This is a genomic window from Enterobacter cloacae complex sp. P15RS, assembly GCF_014895905.1.
Taxonomy (GTDB): Bacteria; Pseudomonadota; Gammaproteobacteria; order Enterobacterales; family Enterobacteriaceae; genus Enterobacter; species Enterobacter quasihormaechei.
The window spans coordinates 168,806-181,801 of sequence record NZ_JADBQL010000007.1; the positions used below are offsets into that span (position 1 = coordinate 168,806).

General features: G+C 57.7%; 16 protein-coding genes. 3 read left to right on the plus strand and 13 right to left on the minus strand.

All coding sequences use genetic code 11. The features are described 5' to 3' along the window. Positions 1-22: 22 nt before the first annotated feature. From flgJ to flgB, 9 genes are read right to left on the minus strand one after another with little or no spacing between them, the layout of a single operon-like run. On the minus strand, positions 23-976 hold the full coding sequence (gene flgJ / locus IM267_RS05045; protein ID WP_193032934.1) for a flagellar assembly peptidoglycan hydrolase FlgJ: 954 nt from the start codon (positions 974-976) through the stop codon (positions 23-25). Further along, positions 977-2,074, minus strand: a complete 1,098-nt coding sequence (locus IM267_RS05050; protein ID WP_193032935.1) for a flagellar basal body P-ring protein FlgI — start codon at positions 2,072-2,074, stop codon at positions 977-979. Between the two features lie 12 nt (positions 2,075-2,086). After that, entirely contained in the window at positions 2,087-2,785 is a 699-nt protein-coding gene (flgH, locus tag IM267_RS05055; RefSeq protein WP_003857987.1) for a flagellar basal body L-ring protein FlgH, read from the minus strand. Positions 2,786-2,842: 57 nt separating this feature from the next. Further along, complete coding sequence (gene flgG, locus IM267_RS05060) at positions 2,843-3,625, minus strand: flagellar basal-body rod protein FlgG (RefSeq protein WP_000625853.1); 783 nt, start codon at positions 3,623-3,625, stop codon at positions 2,843-2,845. 11 nt (positions 3,626-3,636) lie between these two features. Beyond that, on the minus strand, positions 3,637-4,392 hold the full coding sequence (locus IM267_RS05065) for a flagellar basal body rod protein FlgF (RefSeq protein WP_063449073.1): 756 nt from the start codon (positions 4,390-4,392) through the stop codon (positions 3,637-3,639). Between the two features lie 20 nt (positions 4,393-4,412). Further along, positions 4,413-5,663, minus strand: coding sequence for a flagellar hook protein FlgE (gene flgE / locus IM267_RS05070; protein ID WP_107535112.1), 1,251 nt, complete (start codon positions 5,661-5,663; stop codon positions 4,413-4,415). A 26-nt stretch (positions 5,664-5,689) separates the two neighbouring features. After that, positions 5,690-6,400: a flagellar hook assembly protein FlgD gene (gene flgD, locus IM267_RS05075; RefSeq protein ID WP_193032936.1), complete on the minus strand. Its 711-nt coding sequence runs from the start codon at positions 6,398-6,400 to the stop codon at positions 5,690-5,692. Positions 6,401-6,411: 11 nt separating this feature from the next. Further along, entirely contained in the window at positions 6,412-6,816 is a 405-nt protein-coding gene (gene flgC / locus IM267_RS05080) for a flagellar basal body rod protein FlgC (RefSeq protein WP_003857997.1), read from the minus strand. Between the two features lie 3 nt (positions 6,817-6,819). Next, the gene (gene flgB / locus IM267_RS05085; RefSeq protein ID WP_006809266.1) at positions 6,820-7,236 is read right to left on the minus strand and encodes a flagellar basal body rod protein FlgB; all 417 of its coding nucleotides are present in this window, start codon (positions 7,234-7,236) and stop codon (positions 6,820-6,822) included. Between the two features lie 157 nt (positions 7,237-7,393). On the opposite strand from flgB, the gene flgA reads away from it, so the two are divergent. The 3 genes from flgA (at position 7,394) to flgN (ending at position 8,870) form a co-directional block, all read left to right on the plus strand. Further along, the gene (gene flgA / locus IM267_RS05090; protein ID WP_063449076.1) at positions 7,394-8,053 is read left to right on the plus strand and encodes a flagellar basal body P-ring formation chaperone FlgA; all 660 of its coding nucleotides are present in this window, start codon (positions 7,394-7,396) and stop codon (positions 8,051-8,053) included. Positions 8,054-8,146: 93 nt separating this feature from the next. After that, positions 8,147-8,440, plus strand: a complete 294-nt coding sequence (gene flgM, locus IM267_RS05095; protein WP_063449077.1) for a flagellar biosynthesis anti-sigma factor FlgM — start codon at positions 8,147-8,149, stop codon at positions 8,438-8,440. 4 nt (positions 8,441-8,444) lie between these two features. Then, the gene (flgN, locus tag IM267_RS05100) at positions 8,445-8,870 is read left to right on the plus strand and encodes a flagella biosynthesis chaperone FlgN (RefSeq protein WP_112791708.1); all 426 of its coding nucleotides are present in this window, start codon (positions 8,445-8,447) and stop codon (positions 8,868-8,870) included. 58 nt (positions 8,871-8,928) lie between these two features. Here the strand turns inward: flgN and murJ are convergent, their stop codons facing one another. The 4 genes from murJ to rimJ all read right to left on the minus strand — a co-directional run bounded on the left by murJ (position 8,929) and on the right by rimJ (position 12,764). Continuing rightward, entirely contained in the window at positions 8,929-10,464 is a 1,536-nt protein-coding gene (murJ, locus tag IM267_RS05105) for a murein biosynthesis integral membrane protein MurJ (RefSeq protein ID WP_063449079.1), read from the minus strand. 129 nt (positions 10,465-10,593) lie between these two features. After that, positions 10,594-11,517 (minus strand): Gfo/Idh/MocA family protein, encoded by a 924-nt coding sequence (locus IM267_RS05110; protein WP_193032937.1) that lies wholly within the window; start codon positions 11,515-11,517, stop codon positions 10,594-10,596. 2 nt (positions 11,518-11,519) lie between these two features. Next, positions 11,520-12,170 (minus strand): YceH family protein, encoded by a 651-nt coding sequence (locus IM267_RS05115; RefSeq protein ID WP_193032938.1) that lies wholly within the window; start codon positions 12,168-12,170, stop codon positions 11,520-11,522. A 9-nt stretch (positions 12,171-12,179) separates the two neighbouring features. Beyond that, on the minus strand, positions 12,180-12,764 hold the full coding sequence (rimJ, locus tag IM267_RS05120; RefSeq protein WP_003858007.1) for a ribosomal protein S5-alanine N-acetyltransferase: 585 nt from the start codon (positions 12,762-12,764) through the stop codon (positions 12,180-12,182). Between the last annotated feature and the right edge of the window lie 232 nt (positions 12,765-12,996).

The following is a 12,996-nucleotide window of genomic DNA, read 5'->3' on the forward strand; positions in this document are numbered from 1 at the left end:
CTCCACCGGGACTTGAGAACTTTCAGAACAGATTTTCGAGATCTGTGCTATAGGCTTTGCTGACCTTCTCAGACATGGATTTCAGCTGCTGGATCATGCTGGTCAGCTTGCGGGCATAGTTTGGATCGGTGGCGTAGCCGGCATTCTGCAACGCCTGAGCGCCCTGCTCTGGCGTGGCGGCCTGGGTCACGGCGGTGTAGCGCGGGTTCCGGCTCAGCAGCCCGACATAATCCGATAACGCTTCAAGATAGGAGCTGTAGACGCGGAATTTGGCTTTCACCTTCACTGCCGCACCGTTTTCATATTCCGTCGTGGTAATTTCCGTGGTCGGCCCCTTCCAGCTGGAGGTGGCCTTCACGCCAAAGATGTTGAAGCTCGGCTCGCCGTTTTCCCTGCGGATTTGACGTTGCCCCCAGCCCGACTCCAGCGCTGCCTGCGCCAGAATCAGATGGTGCGGGACGCCACTCTCTTCACTGGCAAGACGCGCTGGCAGGGAGAGCTGCGCCAGGAAGTCTTTGCTGTCGCCGGAGAGCGGCTCGTCACGCGTTTCTGCCGGCTTCGGCATCGCCTTACGCACCATCTGCGTCAACGCCTGATTTTGATAACTGGTCACCTTTTCCAGATCAAACTTCATTGGCACCTGCTGCGGGGCCTCTTCAGGCGGCAGACCCTGAGCGGCTGCGGTCTGTTTCACAATCATGTCCGCCAGGCCGAGCCCCTTTCCGGCGGTCATTTGCTGGGCAATCTGCTGATCGTACATGCTGGTGTAAAGCCGCGTGGAATCGCTGCTGAACATGCCATCTTTTGGCAGCGTTTCACGCATGCTTTTCAACATCATCTGCACGAACATGCCTTCCACCTGGCGGGCAACCGGGCGGATGTTCGCCGCCGGATCCTTACCCGCGCTGGTTTTCAGCTCGTTGAGCGACTGGGTATCCCAGGCGGCACTGGTCAACAGCTTGCTATCGGTCAGCATTTAGATGATTTCCAGTTTGGCGCGCAGGCAGCCTGCACTTTGCATGGATTGCAGAATGGACATGAGATCCATCGGCGTTGCGCCCAGCGCGTTCAGGGCACGCACCACGCTGTTCAGGTTGGCGCTGGAGCGCACGCTCTGCAACGATCCGCCGCTCTGTCGCAAATCAATCTGCGTTTGCGGCGTCACCACCGTCTGACCGCCACCAAACGGCGTATCCGGCTGGCTGACGTTGGCCGAACGGTTAACCGTCACGGAGAGGTTGCCCTGCGCCACGGCGCAGCTGTCCAGCGTTACTTCGCGGTTCATGACCACCGAGCCGGTACGGGAGTTGATAATGACTTTCGCATCCTGAAGCGGCACGTTCACGTCCATATTCTGGATTTCGGCCAGCATTCGCACCTGGTTACTACTGCCGCTTGAAGTGCGGATCTGTACGGTGCGGGCATCCAGCGCGGTGGCGCTGCCGTAGCCCCGGCTGCGGTTGATGGTGTCAGCAATCTGCTGCGCCATCGTGAAGTCTTCGTTATTCAGTTGCAGGTTAATGGTGTTGCCGGTGCCGAACTGGGTCGGCAGTTCACGTTCAATGATGGCGCCGTTGGTGATACGTCCCCCGTTCAGCTGGTTCACCTGCACGCTGCTGCCGCCTGCCGACGCGCCTGCCCCGCCAACCAGAATGTTGCCCTGCGCCAGCGCATACACCTGGCTGTCGACGCCTTTCAGCGGCGTCATCAGCAGCGTACCGCCGCGCAGGCTTTTAGCGTTACCCATCGACGAGACAACCACGTCAATGGTCTGCCCCTGGCGCGCAAACGCCGGGTACGACGCGGTCACCATCACCGCCGCCACGTTTTTCAGCTGCATATTGGTCCCGGCCGGGACGGTAATACCGAGCTGAGAGAGCATGTTATTCAGGCTCTGGGTGGTGAACGGCGTCTGGGTAGTCTGGTCACCCGTACCGTCCAGCCCCACCACCAGGCCGTAGCCGATCAGGGAGTTTTCACGCACGCCCTGCACGCTGGTGAGATCGCGAATGCGATCGGCCTGCGCAACGGTAGCCACCAGCGACAGCGCCACGGCGAAGAGAAATTTATACATAGGTCACCTCGCTTACATCGGCGATAGGTTAAGGAAGAAGCGTTGCAGCCAGCCCATATTCTGCGCTTCGTTGATATAGCCGTTGCCGACGTACTCAATGCGCGCATCCGCCACCTGGGTGGACGGTACGGTGTTGGTGCCGCTGATGGTGCGAGGGTTAACCACACCGGAGAAGCGAATAAATTCCGTGCCCTGGTTAATGGCGATCTGTTTTTCACCCACCACGTGCAGGTTGCCGTTCACCAGAACCTGGTCAACCGTGACCGTCAGCGTGCCGCTGAAGGTGTTGCTGGCGTTCGCGCCGCCTTTGCCGTTAAAGGTGTTGCCGCCAGAGGCTTCCACATCCGCACGGGCGTTGCCGAACAGCCCTTGCAGATAGCGCGGTACGGTGTCGAAGCCAAAATTGGTTTTGCCGTCGCGGCTGGCGTTCGCCGACGAGCTTTTGCTCGCGCTGACGTTTTCCTGCAACACGATGGTCAGCGTATCGCCGACGTTACGCGGACGACGGTCTTCAAACAGCGGCTGATAACCGTAGTTAATCGGCTGCGCGGTCTGGAAAATGGAGCCGTTCACCACCGGCGCGGGGCCGGGAACGGGTTGGGCGGTAGTCGCACCCTGTACCAATGGTTTAGACGGGATCCAGGCACACCCGCTGAGGGTGACGGCCAGAACAGTCAGGATCGGATAACGAAACGCCGCGTTTTTTTGCATTGCCTTCATCTTCGAAAACAGGGAGCCGGTGCGACGATTACCGCACCGGGCTACACCTTAGAGTTGCGTCAGTTTTTGCAGCATCTGGTCGGTCGTCGACACTGCTTTACTGTTAATTTCATACGCGCGCTGAACCTGGATCATGTTCACCAGCTCTTCCGCCACGTTGACGTTCGAGGTTTCCACATAACCCTGGTACAGCAGCCCCGCACCGTTCAGGCCCGGCGTACTCTCATTTGGCGTACCGGAAGACTGCGTTTCGGTGTAGAGATTCTCGCCGATGCTTTCCAGTCCGGTATCGTTCATGAAGGTCGTCAGGTTGAGCTGGCCAACCTGAACCGGCGCCGCCTGACCCTGCTGGGTAACGCTGACGATGCCGTCACGGCCAATGGTAATGCTCAGCGCGTTCGCCGGAATGGTGATGGCAGGCTGCACCTGGAAGCCGCCCGCCGTCACCAGCTGGCCGTTCTGATCCACCTGGAACGAGCCGTCGCGGGTATAGGCAGAGGTTCCGTCCGGCAGCTGCACCTGGAAGAAGCCCTGGCCTTTGATTGCAACGTCTTTACTGTTGTTGGTCTGGGACAGGTTGCCCTGGCTGTGCAGACGCTCGGTGGCGACAGGGCGCACGCCGGTACCAATTTGCAGACCGGACGGCAGCGTGGTTTGCTCAGAAGACTGCGCCCCCGGCTGACGAATCGTTTGATAAAGCAAATCTTCAAAAACCGCACGCTGGCGCTTGAAACCGTTGGTGCTGACGTTTGCCAGGTTGTTGGCAATCACATCCATATTGGTTTGCTGTGCGTCCAGACCGGTTTTCGCGATCCATAAGGAACTGATCATAGGGAGTCCTGTTAACTCATAGCCAGAAGTTGGTTAGCCTTGCTCGCGTTTTCATCGACGCTGCTGATGATTTTCATCTGCATTTCGAAGCGGCGGGCGCTGGCGATCATGTCGGTCATGGCTTCGACCGGTTTGACGTTACTGCCTTCCAGCACGCCGGACATCACGCGGATGGTCGGGTCGGCCTGTAAGGTGGCGCCGCGAGTGGCCTGCGCGGCCTGGGTCAGACGGAACATCCCGTCATCGCCACGCTGCACCTCATTGCCTTCCGCTTTCACCAGCTTCAGACGACCGACAGGCGCAACGGTGTTGGCCGGGTCGCCCGGATTCAACGCCGAGATGGTCCCGTCTGCCGCAATGGTCAGCTCTGACCCTTCAGGCACCGTCAGCGGACCGGCTTCGCCCATCACCGGATGCCCCTGAATCGTAAGCTGTCCGGTGGCGCTCACCTGAATATTACCGTTGCGGGTATACCCTTCTGCGCCGTCAGCCGTTTGCACCGCCAGCCAGCCGTCCTGCTGAAGGGCCACGTCCAGCGGACGCGCGGTGTAATCCATCTGGCCTGGCGTCATGTCGGCACCCGGCGTGGAGGCGGTGACCAGCGTACGCGTAGGCAATGACAGCCCTTCTACCGGCACCGCGCGCAGCGCGTTGAGCTGCGCACGAAAACCTGGCGTGGAGGCGTTTGCCAGGTTGCTGGCGGTAACAGCCTGCTGATTGAGCGTCTGGCTTGCCGCGCCCATCGCTGTATATATTGCGTGATCCATTGCGCTTTCCCGTCAGCTGCTTAACGCAGGTTAACCAGCGTATTGAGGATCTGATCCTGGGTTTTGATGGTCTGCGCGTTCGACTGGTAGTTACGTTGCGCGACGATCATGTTCACCAGCTCTTTACTCAGATCGACGTTGGACGCTTCCAGCGCGCCGTTGGTCAGCGTGCCGAAGTTACCGGAGCCCGCGGTGCCCAGCAGGGCAACACCGGAAGACTGCGTGGCGGACCAGACGTTATCCCCTTCGGACTTCAGGCCTTCGTTGTTGGCGAAGTTAGCCAGCACGATCTGGCCCAGCACCTGGGTCTGTTCGTTCGAGTAGTTACCGACAACGGTGCCGTCATCGTTGATCTGGTAGCTCACCAGGTCGCCCGGCTTATAGCCGTTCTGGCTCGTCGCCACGATGTTGTTCGCACCGGTGTTCTGCTGCATGGAGCTCTGGAAGCTCAGAGAGAACTCGGCAGGCTCCGCACCGCTAATGATGCCAGTGGTAATGTTGATAGCGGGGGTGGCGTTTGGCGTAGCGCTTATCACGCCAGCAGCGTTGTAGTTGTAAACACCCGCCAGGTTACCGTTGCTGTCGAAGCTCATCTGTGCCGTTTTTTTTGCAGGAGAACCCGCTACGCTGCCATCCTGGGTATACACATCCCATTTGTTGTCAGTTGTTTTGACATAGAACAGGTTCATGTTGTGCGCATTACCCTGGCTGTCAAACACCGTCACGGTGCCTTTCTTGTTGTAAGAGTCAGGGTTGGTCGAATCGAAGGCGACGGTTGGCGCGGTATCGGTGGAGTTCAGGTTGATCTGCTGAGAGGCCGTGGTGGTGGACTTCGCCGCCATCAGCGTCGTGGGAATGGAGATCGCCTGCGGATTCGCACCGGTTTGCACCGTAGGAGGCGTGCCTGCAACCGGGTAACCGGTTAACTGAAGCCCCTGCATGTTCACCAGATTACGGTTTTCATCCAGCTTGAACTGGCCGTTACGGCTGTAGAACACGGAACCGTTAGCGTCCACCATGCGGAAGAAACCGTTCTGGCTGATGGCGACGTCCAGGCCGCGACCGGTGTTGGTGGTCGTGCCGTCGGTGAAGTCCTGTGTGATACCCGCAACCTTCACGCCCAGGCCCACTTTAGAGCCTGCAAACATATCTGCAAAAGACGCAGAACCGGATTTAAAACCATAGGTCGCGGAGTTGGCGATGTTGTTGCCAATGACGTCCAGGTTGGTGGCCGCAGCATTCAGGCCGCTGACCGCTTGAGAAAAGGCCATGACTTACTCCTGATAAGTATGAAGGCTTAGATAATCTGCCGAACTTCGTCGAGTGTAGTGGTACCGGAAGTACCCAAATCCAGTTTGTTGCCATCGCTACCCTTGATGACGCCCTGAACCAGAGCAAACTGTAGCGGCTGCGCCACCAGCTGAGTGGTGCCGTTGCTGGCGCTAATCGCAACCTGATACGAGCCGTTAGGGGCTTTGGTGCCGTCGGTCAGGCTTCCATCCCAGGTAAAGGTATGAACGCCCGCCTTAAGCTCGCCAATCTCAATCGTGCGCACCACGTTACCGCTGGCGTCTTTGATTGTGGCGGTGACTTTGTCGGCCGGCTGCTGCAACTCAACGCCAAACGGCGTCGTGGTTGTGGTGGATGTGCCTTCGGTGGTGCTGGTACCCGCCAGGATCGTGGTCCCCGGGATCATCACTCCATGACCGATCAGGTTGGCGGCCTGTAAGGACTGGCTGTTATCGATTTGACCGGAGACAGAGCCCAGCGTGGTGTTCAGTTTCTCAATGCCGCTGACGGTGCTGATCTGCGCAAGCTGCGTGGTCAGTTCGTTGTTCTGCATCGGGTTGGTTGGATCCTGATTTTTCAGCTGCGCCACCAGCAGGGTCAGAAAGCTGCTCTGTAAATCGGAGGCATTGCTCCCGGTAAGGGAACTGGAACCGGTCGCATTGCTGGTGCTGCTGACGCCGGTATTGGTCGGGTCATTCACGTTTACGGCGATGGACATGCGTGTCTCCTTTACTGGCCGAGAGTGAGTGTTTTGAGCATCATGCTCTTCACGGTATTAAGCACTTCGACGTTTGCCTGGTAGCTGCGTGACGCGGACATGGAGTTCACCATCTCCCCGACCACGTCCACGTTTGGCATTTTCACGTAACCGCTGGCATCCGCGAGCGGATTGCCTGGCTCGTAAACCAGCTTGTCAGGTGCCTGGCTCTCAACCACATCCGCCACCTTCACGCCGCCCGTTGCCGCACCCGGTGCAGCATCCACCTGGAAGACAACCTGCTTAGCGCGATACGGTTGTCCGTCCGGGCCGGTCACACTGTCGGCGTTGGCCAGGTTACTGGCCGCCACGTTCAGTCGTTTGGACTGGGCTGTTAATGCCGAACCGGCGATATCAAAAATATTCAGCAAGGCCATTTACTAATTGCCCCCCTGTAGGACGGTCATCATGCCTTTGATTTGCCCGCCGAGAAGCGTCAGGCCGGTCTGGTATTGCAGACTGTTATCGGCAAACTGAGTGCGCTCCCGGTCCATGTCGACGGTGTTACCATCAAGCGAAGGTTGATCGGGAATACGGTAAAGTAAGTCGGTTGCTGGCGCGGTCATCGCCTGAGCGGGAATATGCCGTGAGGATGTCAGGGCAAGTGAGACACCCGTTCCTTCGGCACGTCCACGCTCCATCACTTTTTTAAGTTCACTGGAAAAATCAATATCGCGCGCCTGATACCCGGGAGTATCCGCGTTGGCGATATTGGCGGCTAAAATCTCCTGCCGCTGGGCGCGTAAGTTGAGCGCTTCCTGCTGAAAACGTAACGCGGCGTCGAGTTTATCGAGCATGTCTCCTCCGCTGATGAGAAAATTTCAGTTCACAGCTTAAATCTCACCCCGTCTCCCCTATCGACGGAATAAGCGCAAAATGCGTCGCTATTTATTGCGTTGATGCAAAACCACTGCGGGTAGAATTTGCTTAATTCTGGACATGGTGGAACGTGTGATGCGGACTTTTAAACGTGGCCTGGCGGCGACCCTGTTGCTTTTAAGCCCTCTGGTGCAGGCTGAGGGGTTAGAGGACCAGCTCAATGCTTTCTTTGCGCAGAAGCTGGCCGGCTTCAGCGATGACGTACGCGTGACCGTGCGCACCCCGCCTAACCTTTACCCGTCCTGCGAAGCCCCGTCATTTAGCGTGACCGGCAGCACAAAGTTATGGGGCAACGTGAACGTGCTGGCGCGTTGCGCCAACGAAAAACGGTATTTACAGGTTGCGGTACAGGCGACGGGCAATTATGTCGTCGCCGCCGTTCCGATTCCGCGAGGCAGCCTGCTGCAACCTGACAGCGTAACGCTGAAGCGTGGCCGGCTGGATCAGCTTCCTCCGCGGACTATGCTGGACATTAACCAGGCTCAGGAAGCGGTCAGCCTGCGAGATGTTGCCCCTGGACAGGCGATACAGCTCTCTATGCTGCGGCAGGCATGGCGGGTAAAAGCCGGACAACAGGTGATGGTGGTCGCCAATGGCGACGGCTTTAGCATCAACAGTGAAGGAAAGGCGCTGAATAACGCCGCAGTGGCGCAGAATGCCCGGGTCAGAATGTCCTCAGGCCAGGTGGTCAGCGGCACGGTCGGTCCTGATGGGAATATTCTGATTAACCTGTAATCTTTTTAAAGATTTCGCGGCGACTGCCGATAAATATCTAACAAATGATGATGTCAGGCGCAAACGCCGCGAACCCTCGATGAGGACAACACTATGAGCATTGATCGTACATCAGCCCTGAAGCCGGTTAGCACTGTACAACCTCGCGAAACGAACGAGGCTGCCCCGCAGAAAGCGCGTCTGGAAAAAACGTCGACCGCTAACAGCACCAGCGTCACGCTGAGCGATGCGCAGTCGAAGCTGATGCAGCCGGGCAGCAGCGATATCAACATGGAACGTGTTGAAGCGCTGAAAACGGCTATTCGTAACGGCGAACTGAAAATGGATACCAGCAAAATCGCTGATGCGCTGATTCAGGACGCACAGAGTTTCCTCCAGAGTAACTAACCGTATGAGTCGACTGTCAGAAATACTGGATCAGATGACGGTGGTCCTGAACGACCTGAAAACGGTGATGGACGCAGAACAGCACCACCTCTCTTCTGGTCAAATCAACGGCAGCGCGTTGCAACGCATTACTGAAGACAAAAGCTCGCTGCTGGCGACCCTGGATTATCTGGAAAAACAGCGACGCGCTGAGCAAGACGCGAAACGCAGCGCCAATGACGAGATCAACGAACGCTGGCAGACCATTACAGAAAAAACCCAGCATCTTCGCGATCTCAACCAGCATAACGGCTGGCTGCTGGAAGGTCAGATTATCCGTAATCAGCAGGCGCTTGAGGTGTTGAAGCCCTATAAAGAGCCGGGACTGTACGGTGCGGATGGTCAGACGTCTACTGCACGTATTACGGGCGGGAAAAAGATTTCGATTTGACGCAGTAGCGGCACGTCATGAAACGGGGAGCACCGTCTGGTGACTCCCCTTTTGGCGTTTATACCGTGCGGCGGGTGAACTCTTTCACCTTGAAGCCAAGCACCGCCAGCGTGGCAAAATATGCCACTACGCCCACGGCCACCACGGCCATCAGACGCATCAGGCGATAAGGCATGGTGCCCTGCGCCCAGTCAGGCATCACGTACAGCATGCCAACCAGCGCTGCCGCCATCACCAGTACCGCGATCACCAGGCGCAGCAGGAAGCTTGCCCAGCCCGGCTGCGGGGTGAAGATATCCTGCTTGCGCAGCTGCCAGTACAGCAGCCCGGCGTTGAGACAGGCCGCCAGACCAATCGACAGTGACAGACCCGCGTGTTTTAGCGGACCAATAAACGCCAGGTTCATCAGCTGAGTCATGATCAGCGTCACAATGGCAATCTTAACCGGCGTTTTGATGTCCTGACGTGAATAGAAGCCGGGCGCAAGCACCTTCACGACAATCAGCCCCATCAGCCCCACCGAATAGGCCACAAGCGCACGCTGCGTCATGGCGGCATCAAAGGCGGTGAATTTACCATACTGGAACAGCGACACCGTCAGCGGTTTCGCCAGGATCCCCAGCGCCACCGCGCTGGGTAACGCCAGCAGGAAACAGAGGCGCAGGCCCCAGTCCATCAGGCGGCAGTATTCATCATGATTGCCGCTGGCAAAACTTTTCGACAGCGACGGCAGCAGAATAGTCCCCAGCGCCACGCCCAGCACCCCGGACGGGAACTCCATCAGGCGGTCGGCGTAATACATCCAGGAGACCGAGCCCGACACCAGGAAGGAGGCAAAGATGGTATTGATGATGAGCGAGATCTGGCTGACGGAGACGCCGAGGATCGCCGGTCCCATCTGTTTGATAACGCGCATTGCCCCCGCGTCTTTGAAATTGATGCGCGGCAGAACCAGCATGCCGATCTTTTTCAGGTGCGGAAGCTGGTAGGCTAGCTGTAGTACGCCGCCGACGGTCACGGCCCAGGCCAGCGCCAGCACCGGCGGGTTAAAATGCGGCGCGGCGAACAGCGCAAAGCCAATCATGCTGACGTTGAGGAACGTGGGGGCAAAAGCCGGAACGGAGAAGCGGTTCCAGGTATTCAGGATGGCACCCACCAGCGACGCCAGTGAAATCAGCAGGATATAGGGGAAGGTGATACGCAGCAGCTGCGTCGTCAGGGCAAACTTATCCGCCGTGTCGGCAAAGCCCGGTGCCGTTACCATGATTACCCAGGGCGCTGCCAGCATCCCCAGCACGGTGACGATCGCCAGCGCCAGGGTCAGTAAACCGGAAACGTAGGCCACAAAAACACGGGTGGCATCTTCGCCCTGCTTGCTTTTATATTCCGCGAGGATCGGCACAAATGCCTGTGAAAAAGCCCCTTCGGCAAAAATACGGCGCAGCAGGTTCGGCAGCTTAAACGCGACGAAAAAGGCGTCCGTTGCCATCCCTGCGCCAAAAACCCTTGCCACAATGGCATCGCGCGCAAAGCCAAGCACGCGGGAAAACATGGTCATCGAGCTGACGGCCGCCAGCGATTTTAATAAGTTCATTAACGTGAAGTTCCACAACCCTACGGATTTGTAGGCCGGGTAAGCGTTAGCGCCACCCGGCAAAGCCAACAAGCGGCGCTTAGTCTAACCGGATTTTAAGGAATTACTATCGGCAGATGTTACAGCGGGTTATTCCGACATCGCGTCGCGCCAGAGTCGTTCCACAATGCGTTGCGCCAGAATTGCCTGCTCGCCGGACGTTTCAGGCACCGTCTGATTTTGCACGCAGGTGATGAAGTGACGCGCGCAGCCCACAAAGCCGCGCTGCTCCAGCGTGCTCTGCCAGCCGGGAACGGGTAACGCGACCACGCCGTTGCCCTTCTCTTCCCGCCACTCACGCATATCGGTGACGTCATACAGCGCCCCATCCGTAACGGCCTGCACGGACTCGCGCTGGCTGCCCGCCCGGCGGTGCATGCTGGTCGTCACCTGCACATGTTCAACGGCAAAATGATGCTCGGCGTAGACCATCTCGCCCTGCTCGTTAGTCAGCAGCGTGCCGCTTTGCAGGCGTGCATTTCCGTTACTCAGCCACAGCGCCGTATCCACAACGTGGAGATAATCATCCAGCAGCGTGAAGCGCAGATCGTGCGGCCCCACGCTGTCGGTACGGTGCTTATCCATGCGCAGAGAGGCAAACGAGCCGGACTGAGCCTTGAGCTGCTGATAGAGCGGGGCGAAACGGCGGTTGAAACCGACCATCAGCGTCAGCTTTTTACGCGCAGCCAGCTCAATCAGACGTTCAGCATCCTGCACATTTTCCGCCAGCGGCTTATCCACGCAGACGTGAACGCCCGCGTTCAGCAGCTCGCTCACCACCTGGTAGTGTGTTGCCGTAGAGGTATGCACAAATACCGCATCACATTCACGGGCTAAATCCTGTAGCGAACCGGCATAAGGGATGCGCCAGGTTTCGCAGATGCGCTCTGCTTTTTCACGGGTAGGCGACCACGCCCCTTGCAGCGTCCAGTCTGATGCTGCGCCTAAAACGGGCAGCCAGGCTTTTTGCGCAATCCCGCCCAGGCCTACAACGCCAATGCGTAATGTTGTCACGTTTAATCTCCCAGGTGTGCGAGTAAAGCATCCAGACGCTGCTTCAGCCCGGCAACCTCTTCTTCCAGGGCTGCCACGCGCGCGGTCAGGCTGTCGTTTGACGCTGGCGCGTCGGAGTCAGCGGCCAGCGCAGAGGTATCCACGTCGCCGCTGAACAGGTGCATATAGCGGCTTTCGCGCTTGCCCGGCTCGCGGGGTAAGCGCACCACGTAAGGACCGTCCTCACGTGACGCCAGCCCCTCCAGCGTCTGTTCAACGTCCTGCATATCACGAAATTCATGCATGCGAGAGGCGCGCGTACGCAGTTCCCCCGGCGTCTGCGCCCCGCGCAGCAGCAGCGTGGTGATAACAGCCACTTCCGCAGCGCTGAGTTTTAAATCGCCAAATTCAGAATTACAAAAGCGCTGTTCATATTTAGTGACGCGATTGCCGAAGCCGCTGACGGTACGCAGGTAGTGGCGTTTCACCAGCTCGTCGAGGATATCCTGTACCTCGTGTTCGCCCAGGTTCATCACCGGCTCACGGTTCGTCTTCTGATTGCAGGCCATCGTGACGGCATTGACTGAAAGGGGATACTGTTCCGGCGTTGTGACCTGCTTTTCCAGCAGGCAGCCAATCACGCGCGCCTCGGCGCCATTTAACTGATATTTCATCTTTTCTCCTTAACGACCTGCGGTCCACTCCTGCGTGGTGAGCGCGGTGAGGACATGGTCCCGCCACTCGCCGTCAATCAGCAGGTAATCTTTGGCATAGCCCTCTTTTTCAAACCCCAGACGGGCCAGCAGATCGCCGCTGCGCTTATTGTGCGGCATATAGTTCGCCATAATGCGATGGATATGCTGCGTGCGCTGCATGTAGCGGATCGCCGCCGTCAGCGCCTCAAACATAAGCCCCTGCCCCTGCCATTTTTGGCCAATGGAATACCCAAGGTAACAGGCGTGAAACGACCCGCGCACCACGTTTGAAAAATTGGCAATGCCCACGATCTCTTTCTCTTCCGGATCGAGAAGCGCGAAATAAAACGCGCTTCCCTGCTTGTGAAATTCCGCAATCATACTGAGGCGCGCCTGCCAGCCGGAGGGGTAACAGTGGCTCTCGTCCCGAACGGGTTCCCAGGGTTTTAAAAACTGGCGATTCTCGGCGTAATAATCCGCCAGACGCCAGGCATCACGCTCATGCACCAGACGAACGACCAGCCTGTCCGTCGTCAGACGCACTTTTGGCACATTACTGCGATAGCCAAACATCGATACCACTCCTTCCCGTCGATTCTGCTCTGCCAGTTAGCTTTACTATACCTGTGCCTGTGCCTTCTGTGAAAACAGTGACATACCATTTTGATCGCTTTTCACATTTTTCGATGAGAACTCTCTATCAAAGCACCTTTTTGATAAAAAAATATTGTCGCCAGCGGGTATGGGAAAAAGCGTGGCGGCATCGCAGAATGTTAGCGTGCTCACCTTCTGTTTTCCCTGGAGG